Annotated in this window: 23 protein-coding genes; 18 read left to right on the top strand and 5 right to left on the bottom strand. The window is 71.8% G+C overall.

The annotated features are described in order from the left end of the window. The first annotated feature begins 63 nt into the window (after positions 1 to 63). The 13 genes from ACFZBU_RS17160 (at position 64) to hypE (ending at position 12371) form a co-directional block, all read left to right on the top strand. Positions 64 to 1848, top strand: coding sequence for a nickel-dependent hydrogenase large subunit (locus ACFZBU_RS17160; RefSeq protein WP_391584404.1), 1785 nt, complete (start codon positions 64 to 66; stop codon positions 1846 to 1848). Beyond that, the gene (locus tag ACFZBU_RS17165) at positions 1845 to 2384 is read left to right on the top strand and encodes a hypothetical protein (RefSeq protein ID WP_391584405.1); all 540 of its coding nucleotides are present in this window, start codon (positions 1845 to 1847) and stop codon (positions 2382 to 2384) included. Before ACFZBU_RS17160 ends, ACFZBU_RS17165 begins: the two co-directional genes overlap by 4 nt. Then, entirely contained in the window at positions 2381 to 3031 is a 651-nt protein-coding gene (locus ACFZBU_RS17170; RefSeq protein ID WP_391584406.1) for a DUF5947 family protein, read from the top strand. Before ACFZBU_RS17165 ends, ACFZBU_RS17170 begins: the two co-directional genes overlap by 4 nt. Further along, positions 3028 to 3744 carry a DUF6084 family protein gene (locus ACFZBU_RS17175; protein WP_391584407.1) on the top strand — a complete coding sequence of 239 codons (717 nt, stop codon included), beginning with the start codon at positions 3028 to 3030 and terminating at the stop codon, positions 3742 to 3744. Before ACFZBU_RS17170 ends, ACFZBU_RS17175 begins: the two co-directional genes overlap by 4 nt. Beyond that, the gene (locus ACFZBU_RS17180; RefSeq protein ID WP_391584408.1) at positions 3741 to 5150 is read left to right on the top strand and encodes a hypothetical protein; all 1410 of its coding nucleotides are present in this window, start codon (positions 3741 to 3743) and stop codon (positions 5148 to 5150) included. The genes ACFZBU_RS17175 and ACFZBU_RS17180 overlap by 4 nt, the downstream gene beginning before the upstream one ends. Continuing rightward, complete coding sequence (locus ACFZBU_RS17185; protein WP_391584409.1) at positions 5147 to 5824, top strand: hydrogenase maturation protease; 678 nt, start codon at positions 5147 to 5149, stop codon at positions 5822 to 5824. Before ACFZBU_RS17180 ends, ACFZBU_RS17185 begins: the two co-directional genes overlap by 4 nt. After that, positions 5809 to 5907 carry a DUF6893 family small protein gene (locus ACFZBU_RS17190; RefSeq protein WP_391584410.1) on the top strand — a complete coding sequence of 33 codons (99 nt, stop codon included), beginning with the start codon at positions 5809 to 5811 and terminating at the stop codon, positions 5905 to 5907. Before ACFZBU_RS17185 ends, ACFZBU_RS17190 begins: the two co-directional genes overlap by 16 nt. Before the next feature lie 178 nt (positions 5908 to 6085). Continuing rightward, on the top strand, positions 6086 to 6475 hold the full coding sequence (locus ACFZBU_RS17195; protein ID WP_391584411.1) for a hydrogenase maturation nickel metallochaperone HypA: 390 nt from the start codon (positions 6086 to 6088) through the stop codon (positions 6473 to 6475). A gap of 6 nt (positions 6476 to 6481) precedes the next feature. After that, positions 6482 to 7387, top strand: coding sequence for a hydrogenase nickel incorporation protein HypB (gene hypB, locus ACFZBU_RS17200; protein ID WP_391584412.1), 906 nt, complete (start codon positions 6482 to 6484; stop codon positions 7385 to 7387). Then, positions 7384 to 9744 (top strand): carbamoyltransferase HypF, encoded by a 2361-nt coding sequence (hypF, locus tag ACFZBU_RS17205; protein WP_391584413.1) that lies wholly within the window; start codon positions 7384 to 7386, stop codon positions 9742 to 9744. Before hypB ends, hypF begins: the two co-directional genes overlap by 4 nt. Positions 9745 to 9815: 71 nt before the next feature. Beyond that, complete coding sequence (locus tag ACFZBU_RS17210; RefSeq protein WP_391584414.1) at positions 9816 to 10163, top strand: HypC/HybG/HupF family hydrogenase formation chaperone; 348 nt, start codon at positions 9816 to 9818, stop codon at positions 10161 to 10163. Next, positions 10160 to 11287, top strand: a complete 1128-nt coding sequence (hypD, locus tag ACFZBU_RS17215; protein WP_391584415.1) for a hydrogenase formation protein HypD — start codon at positions 10160 to 10162, stop codon at positions 11285 to 11287. The genes ACFZBU_RS17210 and hypD overlap by 4 nt, the downstream gene beginning before the upstream one ends. Then, positions 11280 to 12371, top strand: a complete 1092-nt coding sequence (hypE, locus tag ACFZBU_RS17220; RefSeq protein ID WP_391584416.1) for a hydrogenase expression/formation protein HypE — start codon at positions 11280 to 11282, stop codon at positions 12369 to 12371. The genes hypD and hypE overlap by 8 nt, the downstream gene beginning before the upstream one ends. A gap of 66 nt (positions 12372 to 12437) precedes the next feature. Here hypE and ACFZBU_RS17225 read toward each other — a convergent pair whose 3' ends face one another. From ACFZBU_RS17225 to ACFZBU_RS17235, 3 genes are all read right to left on the bottom strand, one after another. After that, the gene (locus ACFZBU_RS17225) at positions 12438 to 13166 is read right to left on the bottom strand and encodes a gamma-glutamyl-gamma-aminobutyrate hydrolase family protein (protein WP_391584417.1); all 729 of its coding nucleotides are present in this window, start codon (positions 13164 to 13166) and stop codon (positions 12438 to 12440) included. 105 nt (positions 13167 to 13271) lie between these two features. Continuing rightward, positions 13272 to 14735, bottom strand: coding sequence for an ethanolamine permease (gene eat, locus ACFZBU_RS17230; RefSeq protein ID WP_391584418.1), 1464 nt, complete (start codon positions 14733 to 14735; stop codon positions 13272 to 13274). A 232-nt stretch (positions 14736 to 14967) separates the two neighbouring features. Further along, the gene (locus tag ACFZBU_RS17235; protein WP_391584419.1) at positions 14968 to 15711 is read right to left on the bottom strand and encodes a FadR/GntR family transcriptional regulator; all 744 of its coding nucleotides are present in this window, start codon (positions 15709 to 15711) and stop codon (positions 14968 to 14970) included. Between the two features lie 83 nt (positions 15712 to 15794). Between ACFZBU_RS17235 and ACFZBU_RS17240 the strand changes: the two genes are divergently transcribed. Genes ACFZBU_RS17240 through ACFZBU_RS17250 form a run of 3 tightly spaced genes read left to right on the top strand, consistent with a single transcriptional unit; the run spans position 15795 to position 19417 of the window. Continuing rightward, positions 15795 to 17162, top strand: coding sequence for a glutamine synthetase family protein (locus ACFZBU_RS17240; protein ID WP_391584420.1), 1368 nt, complete (start codon positions 15795 to 15797; stop codon positions 17160 to 17162). Between the two features lie 11 nt (positions 17163 to 17173). Continuing rightward, complete coding sequence (locus ACFZBU_RS17245) at positions 17174 to 18631, top strand: aldehyde dehydrogenase family protein (protein ID WP_391584421.1); 1458 nt, start codon at positions 17174 to 17176, stop codon at positions 18629 to 18631. Continuing rightward, positions 18632 to 19417, top strand: a complete 786-nt coding sequence (locus ACFZBU_RS17250) for a 3-oxoacyl-ACP reductase (protein ID WP_391584422.1) — start codon at positions 18632 to 18634, stop codon at positions 19415 to 19417. It begins immediately after the preceding gene. Positions 19418 to 19539: 122 nt separating this feature from the next. Here the strand turns inward: ACFZBU_RS17250 and ACFZBU_RS17255 are convergent, their stop codons facing one another. Both ACFZBU_RS17255 and ACFZBU_RS17260 read right to left on the bottom strand, forming a co-directional pair. Then, entirely contained in the window at positions 19540 to 20217 is a 678-nt protein-coding gene (locus tag ACFZBU_RS17255; protein WP_391584423.1) for a transglycosylase family protein, read from the bottom strand. A 693-nt stretch (positions 20218 to 20910) separates the two neighbouring features. After that, positions 20911 to 21912 carry a LacI family DNA-binding transcriptional regulator gene (locus ACFZBU_RS17260; protein WP_391584424.1) on the bottom strand — a complete coding sequence of 334 codons (1002 nt, stop codon included), beginning with the start codon at positions 21910 to 21912 and terminating at the stop codon, positions 20911 to 20913. Positions 21913 to 22575: 663 nt separating this feature from the next. Between ACFZBU_RS17260 and ACFZBU_RS17265 the strand changes: the two genes are divergently transcribed. Beyond that, on the top strand, positions 22576 to 23622 hold the full coding sequence (locus tag ACFZBU_RS17265) for a Gfo/Idh/MocA family oxidoreductase (RefSeq protein WP_391584425.1): 1047 nt from the start codon (positions 22576 to 22578) through the stop codon (positions 23620 to 23622). Continuing rightward, a complete protein-coding gene (locus ACFZBU_RS17270) occupies positions 23622 to 24617 on the top strand; it encodes a TIM barrel protein (RefSeq protein WP_391584426.1) in 996 nt (331 codons plus the stop codon). Before ACFZBU_RS17265 ends, ACFZBU_RS17270 begins: the two co-directional genes overlap by 1 nt. Positions 24618 to 24666: the final 49 nt, after the last annotated feature.

The raw sequence follows: 24666 nt of genomic DNA on the forward strand, positions 1-24666 counted from the left end.
CCCCGCGGCCGACCCCGAGCGTGCCGCCGTCCCGTCCCACACCGCAGAAGGGCACGACACACGATGGCACCCTCGACCAAAGTGGCCGGCGACGGCAGCGGCCTCACCGAGATGTCCTGGGATCCGATCACCCGGATCGTGGGCAGCCTGGGCATCCACACCAAGATCGACTTCAAGCAGAAGCGGGTCGCCGAGTGCTACAGCACCTCGTCGGTCTTCCGCGGCTACAGCGTGTTCATGCGCGGCAAGGACCCCCGCGACGCGCACTTCATCACCAGCCGGATCTGCGGTATCTGCGGCGACAACCACGCCACCTGCTCGGTCTACGCGCAGAACATGGCCTACGGCGTCAAGCCGCCGCACCTGGCCGAGTGGATCATCAACCTCGGTGAGGCCGCCGAGTACATGTTCGACCACAACATCTTCCAGGAGAACCTGGTCGGGGTGGACTACTGCGAGCGCATGGTCCGCGAGACCAACCCCGGCGTGCTGGATCTGGCCGAACGCACCGAGGCCCCGCATGCCGCGGAACATGGCTACCGCACCATCGCCGACATCATGCGCTCGCTCAACCCGATCGAGGGTGAGTTCTACCGCGAGGCGCTGGCGGTCAGCCGCTACACCCGGGAGATGTTCTGCCTGATGGAGGGCCGGCACGTGCACCCCTCCACGCTCTACCCGGGCGGCGTCGGCACGGTCGCCTCGGTTCAGTTGTTCACCGACTACCTGTCCCGACTGATGCGCTACGTCGAGTTCATGAAGCGCGTGGTGCCGCTGCACGACGACCTCTTCGACTTCTTCTACACGGCCCTGCCGGGCTACGAAGAGGTCGGCCGACGGCGGGTGTTGCTCGGCTGCTGGGGCGCGCTCAACGACCCCGACCACTGCGACTTCACCTATCGCAACATGACCGACTGGGGCCGGCGGATGTACGTCAGCCCCGGCATCGTGGTGGACGGCAAACTGATCACCAACGACCTGACCGAGATCAACCTGGGCATCCGGATCCTGCTCGGCAGCTCCTACTACCAGGACTGGGAGGGCCAGGAGCAGTTCGTCACGCACGACCCGCTGGGCAACCCGGTCGACCCGCGCCACCCGTGGAATCAGCACACCATCCCCGCACCGCAGAAGCGGGACTTCGAGAACAACTACAGCTGGGTGATGTCGCCGCGCTGGTTCGACGGCACCGACTATCTGGCCCTGGACACCGGCGGCGGCCCGCTCGCCCGGCTGTGGTCCACCGCGCTCAACGGACTGGTCGACACCGGCTTCGTCAAAGCCACCGGGCACAGCGTGGTGATCAACCTGCCCAAGTCGATGACCAAGCCGGAGACCACCTTCGAGTGGAAGATCCCGCAGTGGAGCAACGCCCTGGAGCGCAACCGCGCCCGCACCTACTTCCAGGCGTACATGGCCGCCATGGCGGTGCACTTCGCCGAGAAGGCACTCGACGAGGTGCGTTCGGGCCGGACCAAGACCTGGGAGAAGTTCGAGGTGCCCGACGAGGCGGTCGGCGTCGGCTTCACCGAGGCCGTGCGCGGCGTGCTCTCGCACCACATGGTGATCCGGGACGGGAAGATCGCCAACTATCACCCGTACCCGCCCACTCCGTGGAACGCCAGCGTCCGCGACACCCTGGGCACCCCCGGGCCCTACGAGGACGCGGTGCAGAACACGCCGATCTTCGAGGAGAACTCCCCGGAGAACTTCAAGGGCATCGACATCATGCGGGCCGTGCGCAGCTTCGACCCCTGCCTGCCGTGCGGCGTGCACATGTACCTCGGCGACGGCAAGACCCTACAGAAGCTGCACGTGCCCACCGGTCTGAGCGGGCTGAGCGGATGAACGCCGAACAGACCGGACTGCGGGTCGAGGAGATCCTCACCCGCCTGGCCGAGAGCGGCGACCCGGCCGGCCGGGCCGCCGCCGAGGAACTGGTACGCGCCCTGATGGACTTCTACGGCGCGGGCCTGGCCCGCCTGGCCGCGCTGTTGCGCGACGCCGATGCGGACCGGCGCGCCGTGCTCGACGACGAACTGGTCACCGGGCTGCTGGTCCTGCACGACCTGCATCCGGACGACGTGCCCACCCGGGTCGCCCGCGGTCTCGCGGCCCACCCGGAACACCGCGCCGAACTGCTCGACTACGACGAGCACGCCCGGAGCGTACGACTGCGGATCACCGCCGCGAGCGGCGGCTGCGGATGCGCGAGCACGAGCACGGGCACCGACGGTGCGCGGGAGGCCATCGAGGGGATCCTCGCGGGCTACGCACCCGAGATCGAGCGCGTCGAGATCGAGGAGGCCCCGGCCGCGCCCGCGGAACCCGCGCTGCTCCAGATCGGCGTGCGACCGGCCGACCCGGCTCGGGCCGCGCGGTGAGCGCGCCACCCCCCACGCGTATGCGGCCGGCGGACGGGCTGCGCCGATTCCGCCGGCCGGCCGGACCACAGCCGGAACGCTGCGAGTTGTGCGCCCAGGAGGTCGGCCCGGGACACCGCCACCTCGTCGACACCGACGCCCGGGTCCTGGCCTGCGCGTGCCGCGGCTGCGCCATGTTGTTCGAGCAGCGCGGTGCGGCCGGCGGTCGCTATCGGGCCGTGCCCGAGCGCTACCTCGTCGACCCCGAACACAGCCTGGACGACGGTGCGTGGGAGGCCCTGCAGATCCCGGTCGGCATGGCGTTCTTCCTGCGCAACGCCGCGGCGGACCGGCTGATCGCCTTCTACCCCAGCCCGGCCGGCGCCACCGAAAGCGACCTGGATCCGCAGCTGTGGCAGGCAGTGCTCGGCGAGAGTCGGCTCGCCCGACTGCTGCAGGCCGACGTCGAGGCGCTGCTGGTGCGGCGCACCGACGGGGCGAGCGAGTGTTTCCTGGTCCCGGTCGACGTCTGCTACGCGCTGGTGGGCCGGATGCGACTGCACTGGCAGGGCTTCGACGGCGGTGCCGAGGCGCGCGCCGACCTGGCCGCGTTCTTCGCCGACGTGCGCTCGCGGGCTCGCGTGCCCGGAAGGGACGAACGGCCGTGACCGAGTTGGACTTCTCCTGCGTCGGGGTGCGAGCGGACGGCTACGCGGCGGGCCCCACCCTGGTCTTCCGGTTGCGGATCACCGCCGCCGAGCAGGCCCGGGTGCACGCGCTCGCGCTGCACGTGCAACTGCGGATCGAGCCGGCCCGGCGGCGCTACGGCGCGGCCGAGGGCGACCGGCTGGACGTGCTGTTCGGCGAACGATCCCGCTGGGGCAGCACGCTGCACCCGATCCGGTTCGCCCAGGTCGCGTTGACCGTGCCGGGCTTCACCGGGGAGACCGAGGTCGACCTGGTGGTTCCGTGCACCTACGACATGGACATCGCCTCCTCCCGCTACTTCCACGCCCTGGGCGAGGGCGAGGCGCCGCTGCTGATGCTCTTCTCCGGAACCGCGTTCATCGGCCCCGGCGGATTCCGGGTCGAACCGGTGCCCTGGCACAAGGAGGCCGCGTGCCGCATGCCGGTGGCCGTGTGGCGGGAGATGATCGAGCAGCACTTCCCCGGCTGCGGCTGGCTGCGCCTGCCGCGCGAGAGCATGGACGCGTTGCTCGCCTACCGTTCCCGGCATGCGCTGCCCTCCTGGGAGGCCACGATGCAGGCCCTGTTGGCGGCGGCCGAACCCGACTCCGCGGCCGCGCGCATCCTCGGCGTCGCGGCCGGCCGCCACCGCGCGCCGGATCGCGGCGGCGACACCGAGGAGATCGTGCGATGACACCGTCCGGGCTCGCCACCGAGGAGCGGTTCGCCGCCGCTCGGCAGATCGCCGACGCCGTACTGTTCGAGGGCTACGTGCTCTACCCGTACCGGGCCTCGGCTGCCAAGAACCGGATGCGCTGGCAGTTCGGCGTCCTGGTGCCCCCGGCCTGGGGGCAGGGCAGCGGCGAACACCACGACCAGCGGACCGAGTGCCTGATCGAACCGCGGGACGGTGCGAACCTCTCGGTCGAGTTGCGCTTCCTGCATGCGCAACGACGCACGGTGCAACAGGTGGGCCCCGACGGGGGATTCACCGATGTGGACGCGTTGGAGCTGCCCGATCGGGTGCTCGTGCCGTGGGACGAGGGCGTCGAGGAGCGGGTCGAACTCGCGGTGCCCGTAGTCGACTTGGCCGGTGACGGGCTGATCGTGCCGTTCGAGCGGGCCGAGCGCGAGGAGAGCGAGGCGGTCGAGCTCGACGGCCGGGTGCTCGGCCGGTTGGTCCGCAGGCGGGCCCGGGCGGAGGGCGTGATCCGGCTGCGGACCGCCGAGATCCCCGGCCCGTACCGCACCCTCAAACTCACCGTCGAGGTGGCGAACACCGCCGGATGGACGCCGGATCCGGGCGCCGACCGGGACGCGGCGCTGCCGTACGCGCTGGTGTCGGCGCACGTGCTGCTCGGGGTGGACGCCGGGTCGTTCCTGTCGATGACCGATCCGCCGGAGTGGGCGGGCGCCGCCGTGGCGTCGTGTGTCAATCTGCGGACCTGGCCGGTGCTGGTCGGGGAGCGGGACGACGTGGTGTTGTCCTCGCCGATCATCCTGGAGGATCACCCGCAGGTGGCTCCGGAGAGCCCGGGCGCGCTCTACGACGCGACCGAGATCGACGAGATTCTCGCGCTGCGCACGTCGGCGCTGACCGAGCGGGAGAAGCGCGAGGCGCGCGGCACCGACATTCGCGCGGGCGCCGCCGTGGATCTGGTCGACTCGCTGCCCCCGGAGGTGTGGGACCGGCTGCACGGCGCGGTGCGCACGCTGCGCGGGAGCAGCGGACCGAGTGCGCCGACGACCCTGGTCGAACCCGGCGCGGCCGATCCGTTCGGGTCGGGCGGCGAGCGGCCCTGGTGGGATCCGGCGAGCGACGCGGGGTTCGATCCCGGTTCGGATCGGGTTCCGGTGGACGGGCGTTCGATCGGGGCGGGCAGCCGGGTGCGATTGCGGCCGGGATTGCGCCGTACCGATGCCCAGGACCTGTTCCTGCACGGCCGGGACGCGGTGGTCGAGGCGGTGTTGCACGACGTCGACGGCGAAGTGCATGTCGCGGTGACCGTGGCGGACGACCCCGGCGCGGACATCCGGCGGGCACAGGGCCGGTTCCTGTACTTCCGACCCGACGAACTCACCCTCGCGGAGGACGAATGACCGGCCGCGGCCTGCCGACCGACGGCGTCGAGCGCGTGCTCGTCGCCGGGGTCGGCAACATCTTCCTCGGCGACGACGGATTCGGGGTGGAGACGGTCGGCAGGATCGCCGCACACTCGCTGCCGGCCGGTGCCGAGGTGGTCGACTTCGGGGTGCGCGGTGTGCATCTGGCCTACCAACTCCTGGAAGGCTACGACACGTTGATCCTGGTGGATGCCACCGCACGCGGCGGCGAACCGGGCACGGTCTACCTGATCGAGGCCGCCGTACCGGGCTCGGTGGAGCCCGATTCGGCGCTGCTGGACGGCCACCGGATGGGGCCCGACGCGGTGCTCGCCCTGCTGGGCACGCTGAGCGCGGGCACCGGCGGCACACCGCCGCGCCGGGTGCTGGTGGTCGGCTGCGAACCGGCCGACCTGGACGAGCGGGTGGGGCTCAGTCCGCCCGTGGCGGCCGCCGTGGACGAGGCGGTCGCGCTGATCCTGCGGGTGCTGCGGCACCAGGCACCGGTCGCGCGCCAGACCGACCGCCCAGCCGGGCGGGCAACCGAACAAACGGTCGACGGGCGAGTCGGTGCCTCGGACGCGCCGGGCCCGGTCGATGCACGACCCGCCGCCGTGGACGCGGTGCGCGGTTCCGATTCCGAAGAGGTGCCGGCATGCGAAGGATCCTGATCGGCGGAGTGCTCCTGGCGGGGCTGGTCGTGCTCGTGAATCGGGCCGACATCCAGCGCTATCTGCGGATGCGCGCCATGTAGGCCGGCCCGCGCGGTGCCCGGCCGGGGCCCACCGGGTTGCGGCGAATGGGGTACGTCGGGCGTCGGCCACGGCGTGGGTGCCGGGACACATCGCCGGCCGAGCCTGTAATGGAGCCTCGGGCTCGGCCGGCCGAGCCGGTGGATCGAGGCGTGGGACCGGCGAACCGGCGGAGGGCCGATGCACGAGATGTCGATTGCGATGGCCGTCGTCGAACAGGTCGAGGCGGCGGCCGCGCGCACCGGCGAGCGCGCGGCGTTGAGCGTGCGGCTGCGGGTGGGGGAACTCGCCGGTGTGGTCCCCGACGCACTGGCCTTCGCCTTCGAGGTCGCGCGCGCCGAAACGGTGCTGTGCGATGCCGAGTTGGTGATGGAGACCGTCGTCGGCCGGGCCCGCTGCGCGGCGTGCGCCGTGGAGTGGGCGGTGGGCGTGCCGCCGGATCTGTGCTGTCCGAAGTGCGCGGGAGCGACAGCCGAACTGCTGTGCGGACGCGAGTTGCAGATCCTCGACGTGTGCTGGGCCGACCCGGTCGAGGACGTCGGATACGCCGAGGCCATTCAGGAGGGTTGATCCGTCATGTGCCGAGTCGACGAGTTGCGGCAGGCCGTACTCGCCCACAACGATCGCGGCGCGAGCGACCTGCGCGCCGAACTGGCCGCACGCGGGGTGATCGCGATCAACCTGCTGTCCAGCCCCGGCAGCGGCAAGACCGCGCTGCTGGAGGCCGAACTGCGCCTGGCCGGCGAACGCGGCGTGCCGGTCGCGGCGTTGACCGCCGACCTGGCCACCGACAACGACGCCACGCGGCTGGCCCGGGCCGGCGCGCCGGTCAAGCAGGTCCTCACCGACGGGTTGTGCCACCTGGAGGCCGCGATGGTGCGCGGGCAGCTCACCGGCTGGCTGCCGACACGGACCCGGCTGTTGTTCGTGGAGAACGTCGGCAACCTGGTCTGCCCGGCCTCCTACGACCTGGGCGAGAGCCTGCGGGTCGCGCTCGCGTCGGTGACCGAGGGGGAGGACAAGCCGCTCAAGTATCCGTCCGCGTTCGGCCTGGCGAACCTGGTGGTGCTGACCAAGACCGACCTCGCCGAGGCGGTGGAGTTCGACGAACCCGCGTTCCTGGCGAACGTCCGGCGGGTCAACCCCGGGGTCGAGGTGCTGTTCACGTCGGCCAGGACCGGTCGTGGTGTGGGCGATCTGCTGGCACGGGCACTCGCGGTGCTCGACGGGGGCTCGGTGCACACGCCGGTCATGGCGCGGCACGCGGCGAACGGGCACGGACACGAGCACGGGCACGGGCACGGGCACGGGCACTCGGGCGGATCGCCGGACCACGGCCACCGAAACGGGCACGATCACGCCCACCCGCACCCGCACCCGCACCAGCACGAGTACGGGCAGGGGCACGAGCACCTCGCTCACGCACACGAGGACGACCACGGGTTCGACCGGTGGCCCGCGCCGGCGGGGGAGCCGTCTTGACCGCCGAGGGGCAGGCCGACGTCGCACAGCGGCGCCGGATCACCGTGCGGGGCACCGTGCAGGGCGTGGGATTCCGACCGTTCGTCTACACGTTGGCCACCGAGCTGGGTCTGGCCGGCCATGTCACCAACACCGGTGCGGGCGTGCTGGTGGAGATCGAGGGCCGGTCGACCGAGGTGGCCGCCTTCTGCCGCCGGATCGACACCGACGCGCCCGCCCTGGCCTCGGTCGACTCGATCACCCACGAGGAACTCGAGATCGGCGGCGACACCGGATTCGCGATCGTGGCCTCCACACCGCCGGAGCCGGGCGCCGGGCAGCGTACGCAGATCCCACCGGACGTCGCCACGTGCGCGCCCTGCCTGGCCGAGCTGGCGGACCCCACCGATCGCCGGCACCTGCATCCGTTCATCACGTGCACCGACTGCGGCCCACGCTTCACCATCGTCACCGCACTGCCCTACGACCGCGCGCACACCACCATGGCCGATTTCCCGATGTGCGCGGACTGCACCCGGGAGTACACCGATCCGAGCAACCGGCGCTTCCACGCACAACCCATCGCGTGCCACGCCTGCGGACCCCGGCTTACCCTGGTCGGCGCGGACGGGGCGCCGATCGGCTTCGGCACGCTGGACGAGGCCCGCCGGATGCTCGCGGAGGGGGCGATCCTGGCGGTCAAGGGCATCGGCGGCTACCACCTGGCCTGCGACGCGGCCGACGAGGACGCGGTACTGCGGCTGCGCGAGCGCAAGGGGCGCGGTGACAAACCGTTCGCGCTGCTGGCCCGTACCCTCGCCGAGATCGAGCCGCATGCCGCGATCGGGGACGCGGAGCGGGAGTTGCTCACCGGCGCCGCCCGACCGATCGTGCTGCTGCGGCGCCGCCGGGCCGCCCGGTCCGCGCTGCCGGAGGCGATCGCCCCGCGCTGCCCCGACCTGGGCTTCATGTTGCCGTACACGCCCGTGCACCACCTGCTCCTGGGGTTGCTCGACGATCGGCCCGGGCCGCGCCTGCTCGTGCTCACCAGCGGCAACGCGGCCGGCGAGCCGATCGTGACCGACGACGCCGAGGCGTTGACCCGGCTCGCGCCGCTCGCCGACGGCTGGCTCACCCACGATCGGGCGATCCGGGTGCCGCTGGACGACTCGGTGGTGCGGGTCGTGGACGGCGAACCGCTGTTCGTCCGGCGCTCCCGGGGTTGGGCTCCGCTGCCGATCCGGCTGCCGGTGTCGGTGCCCGCGACACTCGCCGTCGGCGGGGACCTGAAGAACACGTTCGCGCTGGCCGAGGGCCACGAGGCGTGGTTGTCCGGGCATGTCGGCGACATGGACGACCTGGCCACGCAACGTGCGTTCGAGCACGCGACGGAGCACCTGGGCACGGTCACCGGCGTGCGGCCCGAAGTGCTGGTCGCCGATCGCCACCCGGGCTACCGGTCCACCGGCTGGGCTCGGCGCACCGCGGCCCGGCGGCCCGTGCGGCTGGTCCAGCACCACCACGCGCACATCGCCGCCGCGATGGCCGAACACGGATCGGACGGCACCGCGCCGGTGCTGGGCGTCGCGTTCGACGGGACCGGCTACGGGGACGACGGCGCGGTCTGGGGCGGGGAGTTCCTGCTCGCCGACTACGCCGGCTACCGACGGGTGGCGCACCTGCGCTACGCGCCGCTGGCCGGGGGCGACGCGGCGGTGGCCCGCCCGTATCGGATGGCACTGGCCCACCTGCACGCCGCCGGCATCGAGTGGGCGGACGACCTGCCGTGCGTGCAGGCCGGATCGGACGAGGAACGCCGGGTGTTGGCGCGCCAGCTCGAACGCGACCTGAACTGCGTGCCCACCTCCAGCATGGGGCGGCTCTTCGACGCGTACGCGTCGCTGATCGGCGTCTGTCACGTGGCCGGTTACGAGGCGCAGGCGGCGATCGAGCTGGAGGGGGCGGCCGTTCGGCGCTCCGGGCCGGTTCCCGGGTACACGTTCGGGCTGCTCCCGGGGGACGGCGACGACGATCCGCTGATCGCCGACCCGGGTCCGGTGTTCGCGGCGGCGATCGCCGACCTGCGAGCCGGGAGCGAGCCGGAACTGCTCGCGGCGCGCTTTCACCACGCGGTCGTCGACCTGGTGGTCGCGGTGGCCGAACACGCGCGGGAGCGGTTCGGGCCCACGCCGGTCGTGCTCACCGGCGGCGTGTTCGCCAACGCGATCCTGTCCTCGGGTTGCGGACGGGCGTTGCGCGAACGGGATTTCACCGTGCTGCGCCATCGCCGGGTGCCGCCGAACGACGGCGGGCTGGCGCTGGGCCAGGTGCTGGTCGGGGCCGGTGGGCCGGTGCCCGGTGAGCCGGCCCGCGCGTGAACGTTCGCCCGACGATCCACGAGTCGACGACCGACGTAGCGCGGTCGTCGTCGGATGACGAGGAGAGAGCCATGTGCCTGGCGGTGCCCGGCAGAGTGACGCACATCGAGGATCGGGACGGAACCCGGATGGGCCTCGTCGACTTCGGCGGCGTGGTCAAGGAGGTGTGCCTGGAGTACGTCCCCGACCTGAGCGTCGGCGAGTACGCCATCGTGCACGTGGGTTTCGCGCTGCAACGACTGGACGAGGAGTCGGCCCTGCGCACGCTCGCTCTGTTCGACGAAATGGGGTTGCTCCAGGAGGAGTTCGGAGACCCCTGGGAGGCAGCCGGCGCGGCCGCCGGGGAGTTCGTCCGGCCGGAGCCGGTGGTCGTCCCCGACCCGAATCACAACGGCGTTTCGAAGGAGGCCCGGCGGTGAAGTACCTGGAGGAGTTCCGCAATCCGGAGATCGGTCTCCGACTGCTGGACGAGATCCGGGCCACGGTGACCCGGCCCTGGTCGATCATGGAGGTCTGCGGCGGGCAGACGCACACCATCATCCGGCACGGCATCGACCAACTGCTGCCTTCCGGGGTGGAGTTGATCCACGGGCCGGGCTGCCCGGTGTGCGTGACCCCGTTGGAGGTGATCGACAAGGCGTTGGCGATCGCGGCACGACCCGGGGTGATCTTCTGTTCGTTCGGTGACATGTTGCGGGTGCCGGGCACCGACCGCGACCTGTTCCGGGTGCGCAGCGAGGGCGGCGATGTACGGGTGGTCTACTCCCCGTTGGACGCGCTCGCGATCGCCCGGGACAACCCGGACCGCGAGGTGGTGTTCTTCGGTATCGGCTTCGAAACCACCGCGCCGCCCAACGCGATGACGGTGTATCAGGCCAGGCGGCAGGGCATCCGCAACTTCAGCCTGCTGGTGTCGCACGTGCGGGTACCGCCGGCGATCGAGGCGATCATGCAGTCGCCGGACTGCCGGGTGCAGGGCTTCCTGGCGGCCGGCCACGTGTGCAGCGTGATGGGTGTGGACGAGTATCCGGACCTGGCCGAGCGCCATCGGGTGCCGATCGTGGTCACCGGGTTCGAGCCGTTGGACATCCTGGAGGGCATTCGGCGCACGGTCGGGCAGTTGGAGCGTGGCGAGCACACCGTCGACAACGCGTACGCGCGGGCGGTCCGGACCGAGGGCAATCCCGCGGCCAAGGCCATGCTGGCCGATGTGTTCGAGGTGACCGACCGGGCCTGGCGCGGCATCGGGGTCATTCCGGACAGCGGGTGGCGGTTGTCTCCGCGCTACCGCGACCACGACGCCGAGTACCGCTTCGACGTAACCGGGATCACCACCCTGGAACCGGCCGAGTGCCGCAGCGGCGAGGTGTTGCAGGGCCTGCTCAAGCCCAACGAGTGCGCGGCGTTCGGCACCACCTGCACCCCGCGCAATCCGCTCGGCGCCACGATGGTCTCCAGCGAGGGCGCGTGCGCCGCCTACTACCTCTACCGCCGGCTCGACGCCGCTCCCACCGCGCCCCGGGAGGCGACCCCCGTTGTCTGAGCTCACCGACCCGGCTCCGGTCACCGTGCCCGCCGCGCCGGACTTCTCCGGGTGGACCTGCCCGGCCCCGTTGCGCGACCATCCGCGGATCGTGACCGGGCACGGCGGGGGCGGCGCGCTGTCCGCCGAACTCGTCGAGCACGTCTTCGCGCCCGCGTTCGGGGGACCCCTGCTGGCCGGTCTCGCCGACTCCGCGGTGGTCACCCTCGGCGGGGTTCGACTGGCCTTCTCCACCGACTCGTTCGTGGTCCGTCCACTGTTCTTCCCCGGGGGCGGCATCGGCGAGCTCGCGGTCAACGGGACGGTGAACGACCTGGCCATGAGCGGCGCCAGGGCGGCGTATCTGTCCGTCGGCTTCATCCTGGAGGAGGGCGTCGAGATGTCGATCGTCGCCCGGGTCGCCGGGGCGCTCGGCGACGCGGCCCGTGCCGCCGGCGTCGAGATCGCCACCGGCGACACCAAGGTGGTCGAGGCCGGGCACGGGGACGGCATCTACCTCAACACCGCCGGGATCGGTCTGATCCCGGCCGGCGTCGACATCCGGCCCCAGCGCGCCGCCCCGGGCGACGTGGTGATCGTCAGCGGCGACATCGGCGTCCACGGCGTGGCCGTGATGAGTGTGCGTGAGGGCCTCGAATTCGACGTCGAGATCCGCAGCGACTGCGCCGCGCTGGGTGGGCTGGTCGAGGCCATGTTGGCGGTCACGCCGGACCTGCACGTGCTGCGGGATCCCACCCGGGGCGGCCTGGGCGCCGCGCTCAACGAGATCGCCACCGCGGCCGGGGTCGGCGTGACGATCGCCGAACGCGACGTCCCGGTGCCGCCCCAGGTGGCCAACGCCTGCGCGATCCTGGGCCTGGATCCGCTGTATGTGGCCAACGAGGGCAAGCTGGTCGCGTTCGTGCCGCGCGAGCACGCCGACGCGGTGCTCGCGGCGATGCGTGCGCATCCGCTGGGCGTCGGGGCGGCGGTGATCGGAGAGTGCGTCGCGGCGCATCCGGGGATGGTGGTGGCGCGCACCGGGCTGGGCGGCACCCGCGTGTTGGACATGCCGATCGGCGAGCAACTGCCCAGGATCTGCTGAGCGGTGCCGTGGGATCGTCGCGCGACGGCCGCGATCGGGGCCGGCCGCGGCCGTCGCGCACGGACCTCAGGCGGACGGGGCCGGTACCAGCCGCGGGCGGCGGGCCGCGGCGATCAACGCGTGCGCCAGCCGCTGGTCGGTGCCGGCCTCGGGGTGCCATTGGACCCCCAGCGCGAAGGTCTCGCCGGGCAGTTCCACCGCCTCGATGAGGCCGTCCTCGGCCCGGGCGCTCGGCACCAGGCCGCGACCGAGCCGGTCCACCGCCTGGTGGTGGTAGGTCGGCACCTCGTACGGCTCGGCGCCGAGCGAGGCGAACAGCGTGCCGGGGATCGGCGCGACGACGTGCGCGGCCAGACTTCCGGCCGGGCCGGTGTGCCCGCCGTGGCCGACCACGTCCGGCACGTGCTGGATCAGCGTGCCGCCCAGCACCACGTTCAGCAGTTGCATGCCGCGGCAGATCGCCAGGAGCGGTGTGTCGGAGGCCAGCGCCGCCTCGATCAACGCACTCTCCCACGCGTCCCGGGCCTCGTTCGGGGGCCCGGTCCGGGCGTGCGGCTCGGCGCCGTAGCGGGCGGGCCGTACGTCCGGACCGCCCGCGATGACCACGGCGTCCACCCGGGCGACCGTCTCGGCCGCCGCCTCCGGAGCGTCCGGAGGCAACAGCACCGCCAGACCGCCGGCGCGTTGGATGTGGGTCGGATAGTCGAGGGGGAGCAGTACGGCGGGCAGATGCCACACTCCCCACTGCGCGGATTCCTCGTGGTAGGTGCTGATGCCGATCAGTGGTTTGGGCATGAAGGGTCGCTCGGTTCCTGGGATTTCGGCTTCGGATCTGCTGCCTCGGGATCGCAGCCTCGGGATGGCGGCGGGACGGAGTGTGGTGACGGCCGGCGCGGGTGGTCAGTCCCGGGCGAGTTCGGCCTCGGCCGCGGCCAGTGCGGCGAATTCCTCCTCGGGTGCGTTGGCCACCAGATGATGCCGGCTGTACAGGGCGAAATAAGCCAGGGCGACGGCGTACACGCCCAGCGCGATGAACGCGGCCCGCTTGTCCACCAGGAACGTCGCGGCCAGCGCGGAGCAGGCCAGCACGAAGGCCACCGAGGAGGTGGCGATGCCGCCCGGGGTGCGGTACGGCCGGGGCAGGTCGGGCTCGCGGCGGCGCAGCACGATGTGCGACAGCGACATCAGCGCGTAGGAGATGGTCGCGCCGAACACCGCGATGTTCAGCATCCGGGCGCCGTCGCCGCTCCACGCGGCCAGTGCGAAGCCGAGCGCGCCGGGCACCAACAGACCGAGGTAGGGGGCCTTGCGGCGGCTGGTCAGGGACAGGAAGCGGGGCAGGTAGCCGGCTCGGGACAGGGCGAAGAGCTGCCGGGATCCGGCATAGATCAGCGAGAAGAACGAGGCGACCAACCCGGCCAGGCCCGCGTAGTTCACGAAGCGGCTCAGCGGGGTCGGGTCGCCGTCGCCCTGGAGCGCGGTCACCAGCGGATTGCCCGCGTCCTGTACCGCGTTCGAGCCGTGTGCGCCGGTCGCGGCCAGGAAGGTGAGCACGGCCAGGAGCAGCAGCACGCCGATCGACAGGCCCATCGCCTTGGGCAGTGTGCGGGCCGGATCCCTGGTCTCCTCGGCGGCCAGCGGCACCCCCTCCACGCCCAGGAAGAACCACATCCCGAACGGGAAGGCGGACCAGATGCCCAGCAGGCCGAACGGAAGCCAGGAGTTGGCGCCGAGCGCGTCGTGGTCCACCGGGATGTCGTTCAGCCCGCCGCCGTCGAACTCGGTGAACGCGCCGATCGCGAAGATCAGCAGTGCGGCGACCGCGATGCCGGTGACCACGAAGCTGAACCGCAGCGCCTCGCCGACACCCCACAGGTGGATGCCGATGAAGACGACGAAACAGGCGAGGTAGACCGGCCAGGACGAGGTCAGGCCGAACAGGTTCAGCGATTCGACGTAGTCGCCGATGAAGATGACGATCGCGGCGGGCGCGAGCACGTACTCGATCAGGATCGCGGTGCCGGTCAGGAAGCCGCCCCAGGTGCCCAGCGCCCGACGGGCGAAGCCGTAGCCGCCGCCGGCGGCGGGCAGGATCGAGGACAGTTCCGCGAGCGAGAACACCATGCACGTGTACATCAGGCCCATCAGCGCGGCCGCGATCGCCAGACCGCCGAAGCCGGCCTCGGCCAGGCCGAAGTTCCAGCCGGAGAAGTCGCCCGAGACGACGTAGGCCACGCCCAGACCGGTCAGCAGCAACCAGCCCGCGCTGCCCCGGCGCAGGGCCCGCTTCTCCAGATAGTCCTCCGCCTCGGCGGACGCGCCGCCGCTGCCCTGCTTCGTGCGCGCTTGGATGTCGTCGGCCACGAGCCACTCCTGACGGGAGGGAGGGGAGGGGGAATTATTGGTTCGAGCGCATACCTTTGCCCTTCGAGTCGATGCAGCGCAAGGCCCCGGCGCGGATGTCTTTTCGGCGGGCGGGTCGAGGCGGGCGCGAAAACGGCGCGGCCCGGGCCGGAAACGACGCGGCTCGGACCGGAAAACGGCGCCGGCCGGGCGGGGGGATCCGCGTGGCCGGCGCCGGGGGCGCGCGGGAGGCTCAGGCGAGAAATCCGCGCAGCAGCGCGGCGGTTCCGGCGCAGTGCTCGCGCATCACCTCGGCCGCCGCATCCGGATCACCGTCCAGGATCGCCTCGACCAGCGCGGTGTGCTGGTGCTGCGAGTGCTCCAGGTTGCGCACCAGCAGCGGAATGCAGTCCAGCAGGTCGTTCACCGTGGCCCGGACCGCCGCGTACTGGCCGGCCAGGGTCGGCGAGCCGCACAACTGCGCCAACGTCAGATGCAGCAGCGTGTCCCGGCGCCGGTACTCGGCCAGCGGCGCGTCCCGGGTCTGCGCCAGCGCCGCCCGCAACCGTGCGGCCTGGGCCTCGTCCAGGCCCTGGGCCGCACACAGCCCCGCCGCGCCGACCTCCAGTACCTCGCGAAAGCGCAGCGTGTCCTCCACGTCCACCTTCGCGATCCGGCGGCGCAGCTCGGCGGCCGAGCCGTCGCCCGCCGGCCCCGGGCGCTCGCGCACGAACGTGCCGCCATAGCGACCCCGGCGGCTCTCCACGATGCCCTGATCGGCCAACACCTTGAGCACCTCGCGCAGGGTCACCCGGCTGACCCCCAGCCGATCGGCGAGATCGCGTTCGGCGGGCAATCGGCCGCCGTCGGAGACCAGCCCCAGCCGGATGACCTGGAGGATCTGCTCCAACGCCTCCTCGAAGCCGTTGCCCGCCCGCACCGGCCGCAGCAGCGGCGACAGCCTGTCCCTCGGCTCCGGCCCGGATCGCTCGTCCACGATCCCTCCCCTCCGGCTCTTCCCAATCAATGGTTCGTGGCCATACCTTATGGCTTCCGGTTGGACCGACAGGAGGCATTCCCTTGGCAGACCGAACGCCCCCGCTGTCCGTCGACGAGCTGCGCGCACTCGTCGACTCCGGGGAGATCGACACGGTAGTCCTGGCCTTCACCGACATGCAGGGCAGGCTCCAGGGCAAACGCTTCGCCGCCCGCTTCTTCCTGGACGACACGCTCGCCCACGGCACCGAGGGCTGCAACTACCTGCTCGCCGTGGACACCGACATGAACACCGTGGCCGGCTACGCGATGTCGTCCTGGGAACGCGGATACGGTGACTTCGTGATGCGCCCCGACCCGGCCACCCTGCGTCGCACCCCCTGGCATCCCGGCACCGCGCAGCTCAACGCGGACCTGCTGTGGCACGACGGCTCCCCGGTCGCGGCCTCGCCGCGACAGATCCTGCGCCGCCAACTCGACCGACTCGCCGAGCACGGCTGGACCGCTTACGCCGGCACCGAACTCGAGTTCATCGTCTTCAAGGACACCTACGAGGCCGGCTGGGACCGCGCCTACCGCGGCATGACACCCGCCAACCAGTACAACGTCGACTACTCGGTGCTGGGCACCGGCCGGGTCGAACCGCTGCTGCGCCGGATCCGCAACGAGATGGGTGCGGCCGGGATGACGGTGGAGTCGGCCAAGGGCGAGTGCAACCTCGGCCAACACGAGATCGCCTTCCGCTACGACGACGCGCTGACCACGTGCGACCAGCACACCGTCTACAAGACCGGAGCCAAGGAGATCGCCGCGCAGGAGGGCATGTCGCTCACCTTCATGGCCAAGTACGACGAGCGCGAGGGCAACTCGTGCCACATCCACCTGTCCCTGCGCGACGCCGACGGCCGGCCGGTGCTGGCCGACGACAGCGGTGTGTACGGGATGTCGAAGACGATGCGGCACTTCCTGGCGGGGCAACTCGCCGCGATGCGCGAGTTCACCCTGCTGTACGCGCCCAACATCAACTCGTACAAGCGCTTTCGGCCCGGATCGTTCGCGCCGACCGCGGTCGCCTGGGGTCCGGACAACCGGACCTGTGCGCTGCGGGTGATCGGACACGGCCACTCGCACCGCTTCGAGAACCGCCTCCCCGGCGGCGACGTGAACCCCTACCTCGCGGTCGCCGGGATGATCGCGGCCGGCCTGTACGGGATCGAGCACGAACTCGAACCCGGCGACGCCTGCACCGGCAACGCCTACACCGGCGACGCGCCGCACGTGCCCGGCACGCTGCGCGAGGCCGCCGGACTGTGGGCCGCCTCGAAGATCGCCGAGGACGCCTTCGGCGCCGAGGTGGTGGCCCACTACCTGCACATGGCGCAGGTCGAGCAGGACGCGTACGACACGGCAGTCACCGACTGGGAGCGCTTCCGCTCCTTCGAGCGCATGTAAGGATCAAGGCGTTGTCCCAGCAGCACGAACAACACGACCGACCCGACCCGGACGGCCCGCACGAGCACGACATCCTCGACCCCACCACCGAGGAGGTCGTCGCGACCGTCCGGGCGAGTTCGGCGCACGACGTCGACGCCGCGGTGGCCCGGGCCGGCCGCGCCGCCGCGCACTGGGCGGCCTGCGCCCCCGGCGACCGGGCCCGCATCCTGCGCCGCTTCGCGGTCGTCGTGGACGAGCACCTGGAGGAACTCGCCCGCCTGGAGGTGCGCGAGGCTGGCCACCCGATCGGCAACGCCCGCTGGGAGGCGGGCAACGTCCGCGACCTGCTCGACTACGCCGCCGGCGGCGTCGAGCGGCTGACCGGCCGGCAGATCCCGGTGGCCGGCGGCCTGGACATCACCTTCCACGAACCGCTCGGCGTGGTCGCGGTGATCGCGCCCTGGAACTTCCCGATGCCGATCGCCGCGTGGGGCCTGGCGCCCGCGCTCGCGGCCGGCAACGCGGTTCTGCTCAAGCCTGCCGAGACCACCCCGCTGACCGCACTGCGCCTGGCCGAACTGGGCCTGGCCGCCGGGCTGCCCGAGGGGCTGTTCCAGGTACTGCCGGGCGCCGGCCCGGTCGCCGGACGGGCCCTGGTGGAACACCCCGGCGTGGCCAAGGTGGTCTTCACCGGCTCCACCGCCGTGGGCAGGGACATCATGGCCAGGTGTGCCGCCGGGGTGAAGCGGGTGACCCTCGAACTGGGCGGGAAGAGCGCGAACATCGTCTTCGCCGACGCCGACATCGAGGCCGCCGCGGCCGCCGCGCCGGGCGCGTTCCTGGACAACACCGGACAGGACTGCTGCGCGCGGACCCGCATCCTGGTGCAGCGCGGCGTCTACCACCGCTTCATGGACCTGCTCGAACCGGCGGTGCGGGCCTTCCGGGTCGGTGACCCCAGGGATCCCGACACGCAGATGGGCCCGCTGATCTCCGCCGCGCATCGCGAGCGGGTGCGCTCCTACGTACCGCAGGACGCGCCCGCCGCGATCCGCGGGGACGCGCCCACCGGCAAGGGCTTCTGGTATCCGGCGACGGTCCTCACGCCCGACTCCGCCGAGGACCGCACGGCCGTGGAGGAGATCTTCGGCCCCGTCGCGGTGGTCCTGCCGTTCGACGACGAAGCCGATGCGATCCGGCTGGCCAACGCCACCGCGTACGGCCTGTCCGGGTCGTTGTGGACCCGGGACGTGGGTCGCGCGCTGCGCGTCTCGCGGGCGGTGCGGGCCGGGAACCTGTCCGTCAACTCGCACAGCAGCGTGCGCTATTCGACCCCGTTCGGCGGTTTCGGGCAGTCCGGGCTGGGGCGCGAGTTGGGGCCGGACGCACTGGCGGCCTTCACCGAGATCAAGAACGTGTTCATCAGCACCGAGTCCACCAGCACCGAGACCATCAGCACCGAGACCATCAGCACCGAGGAGAGTTAAGTGACCGAGCAGACCCCCGTGTGCCGCCGCCTGGTCGGCCGTACCGCCGTCGTCACGGGAGCGGGCAGCGGTATCGGCCTGGCCTCCGCCCGGCGACTGGCCTCCGAAGGCGCGAACGTGGTGTGCGCCGACATCGACGAGGCATCCGGGAAGGCCGCCGCCGAAGAGGTCGGCGGACTCTTCGTGCGCGTCGACGTCACCGACGCCGAGCAGGTCGAGGCGCTGTTCAAGACCGCGTTCGACACCTACGGGTCGGTCGACGTCGCGTTCAACAACGCGGGCATCTCGCCGCCCGACGACGACTCGATCCTGACCACCGGTCTGGACGCGTGGCGCCGGGTCCAGGAGGTCAACCTCACCTCGGTGTTCCTGTGCTGCAAGGCCGCGTTGCCGTACATGCAGCGACAGGGCAGGGGCTCGATCATCAACACCGCGTCGTTCGTGGCGGTGATGGGCGCGGCGACCTCGCAGATCTCCTACACCGCGTCCAAGGGCGGCGTGCTCGCGATGTCACGGGAACTGGGCGTGCAGTTCGCCCGCGAGGGCATCCGGGTCAACGCGCTGTGCCCGGGCCCGGTGAACACGCCGCTGCTCAAGGAACTGTTCGCCAAGGACCCGGAGCGGGCGGCCCGCCGGCTCGTGCACATCCCGGTCGGCCGCTTCGCCGAACCCGAGGAACTCGCGGCCGCGGTCGCCTTCCTGGCCAGCGACGACTCGTCGTTCGTCAACGCCGCCGAATTCCTGGTGGACGGCGGTATCGCCGGGGCGTACGTCACCCCGATGTAGCCGGTGCCGCGCCCGTCGGTGCGCCGTGGGCCCGGCCCGAACCCGGATGGGTCGGTATCGGTGCTCGTCCGGCGGCGGGGAGGTCGGGGCCGGCCCCGACCTCCCCCGCGCGGTGTCGCGGGTCAGCGCAGCGACAGGCGTTGGCCGGGGTGGATCAGGTCGGGGTTCGGGCCCACCGTCGCCTGGTTCTTGGCGTACAGGGCCGGCCAACCGTCGGGGAGGTGGTGTGCGGCGGCGATGCCGGACAGGGTGTCGCCGGGCCGGACGACGATCTCGTCGGCGTTCGGGGGCAACGGGAACTGTTCGGGGGAGGAGGCGGGTTGCTCGCGGGAGTCGGAAGCCGGCCGATCGGGTGCGGCGGCCTTCGCGGGTCGCTCGGACCGGTCGTTCGTGGAGCGTTCGGCGCGCCGGGCGGGGCCGGCGCCAGCCAGACCGGCCTTGCGTCCGCAGACGGGCCAGGCGCCCGCCCCCTGTGATCGCAGTACGTTCTCGGCGACGCGGATCTGCTCCGCCTTGGGCGCGTCCTGCGCGCGGCCCTTGCCGCCGTTGGCCTTCCACGTGCTCTCTTTGAACTGCAGTCCACCGTGGTAGCCGTTGCCGGTGTCGGTGGTCCAGTTGCCGCCGCTCTCGCAGTGCGCGACCCGGTCCCAGGTGGCATCGTCCGCGGCCCGGGCCTGGCCCACCGCGACGAAGCCGACGAGTGAGGTCGCGACGACGCCGACGACGGCCGAGGCGCGCAGCCGGCGTCGGCCGCCGGCTCGGTGCGATTCGTCACGGTGCGAGGTGCTGTGAGAAAGCATGGATTCCCTTCGGAATTCCCCTGTGGGGCTCGACCGGCGGCGATCCGCGAGGAATCCGTTCCGGTCATCCGAATCGCCCGGATGCTTGTGACGAGCGTTTCGTTGCCTCCACCTCGCGACTCGGTCGCGAGTTCGGCCGCGTCTGCACGGCGAAAAACGGGGGTGCGGTCTGCACTTGGCGCAGACGCTAGACAACCCGCGTCGTCGATATCAACGACCGACTACGTTTTCGCAGGCCACAGCGGCATTTCCCGCGTGTGTCGGACAGGTGTCGAGGCTTTCCCATGGGCCGGCAAATTCGCTGCTGCGGCACCGTTCGGTGGGCGACCGTACGGGTGAACTTATTGCGCCGCAGGGGTGTCGACCGTGACCGGTACCCCGCCCCCGACCCCACTCCCGAGGATGTCGCTCCCACTCCGGAGCAGGGATTTCGATGAAAGCGACTTTGTCGTGAGCCGAACAATGCGGGGCTCGGCAATAAACCTCGGAGGGTCTCTCGAAGATTTCCTTGCGACGGCGGCCCGGCTCTTCCGGGTGGTGTTTCGCACAGCGGTACCATCCGCGCGCGATCGGCGATTCGAAGGGATTGGCAACAGTCGGTTTCGGATCAGCCGACCACACATAATAGTAATTTAATGCCGCCGGGTCGCGGAGTTTCCCATCACCACCGCCCACGGGATCCCGTGCGCGGTACTAGCTCCTCGGGGGTGCGGTGCTGGTGCGGATGACCAGTTCCGGGTGGAGGAGGTGGCGGGCGGCTTTGCCGCGTTCGCCGCGTAGGCGTTGGAGGAGCGTTTCGGTGGCCAGTCGGCCCATCTCCTCGCGCGGCTGGTTGATCGTGGTCAGGCCGATGTGCCGCAGTCCGGCCAGGTGGGTGTTGTCGTAGCCGACCACGGAGACGTCCCCGGGCACCCGTACCCCGGACGCGGACAACTCGCCGATGATGCCGACCGCGTTGAAGTCGTTGGCCGCGACGATGGCCGTCGGGAGGGTGTCGCGGTCCAGCAGGGCGCGCGCGGCCCGGGCGCCGCCCGTGTCGGTGTACTCGCTCGGCACGACGGACATGTGGCGGCTCAACGCCAGGCGCGTCATGGCCTGTTCGTAGCCGCGGCGGCGGACCGCGGACTGCGAGCCGGCGCCGCCGTCCACGTGCACGATGTCGCGATGGCCGAGCGCGGCCAGGTGCTCGACGGCCAGCGCCGAGCCGGTGGCGCCGTCGTCGTTGACGGAGTCCACCCGGGCGGCCCGTACGCTGCGGGCCACCAGCACGGTGGGCACCTGGGCGGCGGCATCCTCGATCGCGGAGGTCTCCACGACCGGGCCCAGCAGGATCAGGCCTGCGGGGTGGAACTGGAGCAGGCGTTCCAGGCTGCGGCGCTCGTGCGCCGGACGGCGTCCGCCGGTGCCCAGGATGATGTCCATGCCGCAGGCGTGCGCGGCGGCCTCGATGCCGTCGACCACCTCGGCGAAGTACGGGTTGTGCAGGTCGGAGATCATCACGCCCAGCGTGCTGCTGCTGCCGGTGGCCAGGGTGCGGGCGTTGAGGTTGGGGCGGTAGCCCAACTCGCGGGCGGCGGCCAGGACGGCCTGTCGGCGCACCTCGCCGACCTTGGGCGAGTCACGCATCACCAGCGACACGAGCGAGCGGGAAACCCCGGCGCGGGCGGCGACGTCCTCGAGGGTGGGACCGGACACTGATGCTCACCTTTCTCCCGATGTGGAGCCGGCGGCCGGGTCGGTCGGGCGGATCCGACGACCGATGCCTCGGTCGTCGAGGCTCCGGCCGGCGGGGCTGCGACGGTCGGGGCTCCGACGGTCGAAAACGTGCCGACCCGGGGTTCGACGTCCACCGATTCGACGCTTGCGACCATCCGGTGGGCCCGCGACCCGCACAACCGCGATCCCACCCCGCGCCACCCGATGCCGGAGCGCCGCCCCGCACGATCGGCTCCCCGGCGACGCCGGTGATCCCGGCGATCCGACGGCCGACGGCCGACGGCCGTGGAACGAAGATTACACGCTTGGAGCGCTCCAAAGAATGGAGCGCTCCACCCGGAACGACCCGAAACACCTGCCGAACGGTCCGACGAATGGCTGTAATGCCTACCGTCTCTGGTGTGTCGGCACCGCCGAGCGAACCTGGCGAGTGAGTCTTGACACGCTCGGACGGCGGGTATCAGTCTTGGGGCGTTCCCGGATTGGAGCGCTCCAAAATGTGGAGCGTGCCGATTCGGCGGCGCCCCGAGCACGGCAGTCGGACGGTCGGCCGCCGAAGTCCCGTTGCCCACCTGCCCGGTCGGCCGGTCGCCCAATCACCGGTTGTCCGATCAACCGATTGCCCACCCGTCCACTGGAGAAATGAATCTGATGCGTATCGGAGTCGCAGGCGTGGGGCGGATCGGCGCCATGCACGCGCGGAACCTCACGAGCCTGGAGACGGTCGACGAACTGGTCCTGTTCGACCCGCTGCCGGGTCGGGCGGACGCCCTCGCGCGGGAACTCGGCGTCGAGGCGGTCGGCGACCCGGAGACCCTGCTCGGCACGGTCGACGGCGTCGTGGTGGCGACCCCCACCGACACCCACCCGCAGATGGTGCGGCGGACCGTGGCAGCCGGCGTACCGACGCTGTGCGAGAAGCCGATCGCCTCGGACATCGCCGCGATGATCGCCCTGATCGCGGACGTGGAGGCGAGCGGCGTGCCGGTCCTGGTCGGCTTCCAACGCCGATTCGACCCGGCCGTGGTGGAGTTGAAGCGCCGCCTGGACGCGGGCGAGATGGGTACGCCCTATCTGGTCCGCGCGGTCGGCCAGGACGCCGCACCGCCGGACCTCGGCTACCTGCCCGCGTCCGGCGGGATCTTCCGCGACCTGCTCATCCACGATCTGGACGCGGTGCCGTGGCTGCTCGGCGAACCGGTCGTCGAGGTGTTCGCGAGCGGATCGGTGCTGGTGGACGAGGCGTTCGCGAAGGCGGACGACGTGGACAACGCGGTCGTGGTGCTGCGGTTCGCGAGCGGGGCGCACGCGGTGCTCACCGGCGGGCGACACGACCCGGCGGGGTACGACCACCGGATCGAGGTGCTGGGCTCGACCCAGTCGCTTGCGGTGGGCCTGGATCCCCGGACCCCGCTGACCTCGCTGGAGGCGGACGGGCCGCAGGCCGGCCTCGACGCCTATCCCGGCTTCCCGGAACGATTCGCGCTCGCCTACGGCAACGAGATGCGGGTGTTCGTCGAGGTGGTCGCCGGCCGGATGGCCAACCCGTCCCCGGTTCGCGACTCGCTGGCCAGCCTGGTGCTCGCGGACGCCTGCGAACGGTCGCGCCGCGAGGGCCGACCGATCGAGCCGGCGGCCGTACTCGCCGCGGCGGGCGCGGCGGTGCCGCCGACCACGGAGGTGGCCTGATGAGCACACCGCTTCCTCCGACGACGCCCGGTGACCCGACTGCGCCGACCACGCCCGCCGCCGCGGATCCGTCGATCACCGGGACGCCCCTGGCCGCGTCCTCGACTTCGACCGGCCCGGCTTCGTCGGACATCCGGCTCGCGGGCGCGCCGATCTCCTGGGGCGTGTGCGAAGTGCCCGGGTGGGGGCCGATGTTGCCGGTGGACACGGTGCTCGGCGAGATGGCCGATCTCGGCCTGACCGCGACCGAGGCCGGTCCGCCCGGCTACCTGCCGGACGATCCCACCGTGCTCAAGGGCGTGTTGGCGGGGCACGGCCTGACCCTGGTCGGCGCGTTCGCCGCGCTCGCGCTGCACGAGCGGGACCGGGTCGCACCGGCGACCGACGCGGCGGAGCGCACGGCCGCGTTGATCGCCGCGGCCGGTGGCGAGGTGCTCGTGCTGGCCGCCGCCACCGGCCTGGACGGCTACGACACCCGACCCGAACTGTCCGACGAGCAGTGGCGGTGCCTGATCGACACGGCCGACGAGGTCGCGCGGATCGCGCGGGGATACGGCCTGCGAACCACCCTGCACCCGCACGTGGGCACGCACGTGGAAACCTCGGCGGAGGTGGAGCGTTTTCTCGGCGACAGCACCCTGCCGCTGTGCCTGGACACCGGCCACCTGCTGATCGGCGGGACCGACCCGTTGGACCTGGTCCGCCGGCACCCCGACCGGATCGGGCACGTGCACCTCAAGGACGTGCACGCCGACACCGCCGCCCTCGTGCGATCCGGCGCGCTGACCTACGCCGAGGCCGTCGGGCACGGTCTCTATCGCCCGCTCGGCGAGGGCGACGTCCCGGTCGCCGAGATAGTGGCGACCCTGCGGGCGGCCGGATACCGCGACTGGTACGTGCTGGAACAGGACACCCGGCTGACCGGCGACCCGGACGACGCGGCCCTGCCCCGGCACGACACCGCGCGCAGTCTGGCGCACCTGCGCGGCAACTGACGCCGACGCCCGCGCACGGCCGACGGGTCGGCGCGCCCTTGCCGGCCGC

The organism is Embleya sp. NPDC008237 (assembly GCF_042956465.1).
Taxonomy (GTDB): domain Bacteria; phylum Actinomycetota; class Actinomycetes; order Streptomycetales; family Streptomycetaceae; genus Embleya.

Coding starts and splice junctions, on each gene's coding strand:
- ACFZBU_RS17270 (WP_391584426.1), top strand. CDS start 23,622: ATGAGCACACCGCTTCCTCCGACGACGCCCGGTGACCCGACTGCGCCG.
- ACFZBU_RS17195 (WP_391584411.1), top strand. CDS start 6,086: ATGCACGAGATGTCGATTGCGATGGCCGTCGTCGAACAGGTCGAGGCG.
- ACFZBU_RS17190 (WP_391584410.1), top strand. CDS start 5,809: ATGCGAAGGATCCTGATCGGCGGAGTGCTCCTGGCGGGGCTGGTCGTG.
- hypB (WP_391584412.1), top strand. CDS start 6,482: ATGTGCCGAGTCGACGAGTTGCGGCAGGCCGTACTCGCCCACAACGAT.
- ACFZBU_RS17255 (WP_391584423.1), bottom strand. CDS start 20,217: ATGCTTTCTCACAGCACCTCGCACCGTGACGAATCGCACCGAGCCGGC.
- ACFZBU_RS17185 (WP_391584409.1), top strand. CDS start 5,147: ATGACCGGCCGCGGCCTGCCGACCGACGGCGTCGAGCGCGTGCTCGTC.
- ACFZBU_RS17225 (WP_391584417.1), bottom strand. CDS start 13,166: ATGCCCAAACCACTGATCGGCATCAGCACCTACCACGAGGAATCCGCG.
- ACFZBU_RS17210 (WP_391584414.1), top strand. CDS start 9,816: ATGTGCCTGGCGGTGCCCGGCAGAGTGACGCACATCGAGGATCGGGAC.
- ACFZBU_RS17180 (WP_391584408.1), top strand. CDS start 3,741: ATGACACCGTCCGGGCTCGCCACCGAGGAGCGGTTCGCCGCCGCTCGG.
- ACFZBU_RS17160 (WP_391584404.1), top strand. CDS start 64: ATGGCACCCTCGACCAAAGTGGCCGGCGACGGCAGCGGCCTCACCGAG.
- ACFZBU_RS17165 (WP_391584405.1), top strand. CDS start 1,845: ATGAACGCCGAACAGACCGGACTGCGGGTCGAGGAGATCCTCACCCGC.
- ACFZBU_RS17265 (WP_391584425.1), top strand. CDS start 22,576: ATGAATCTGATGCGTATCGGAGTCGCAGGCGTGGGGCGGATCGGCGCC.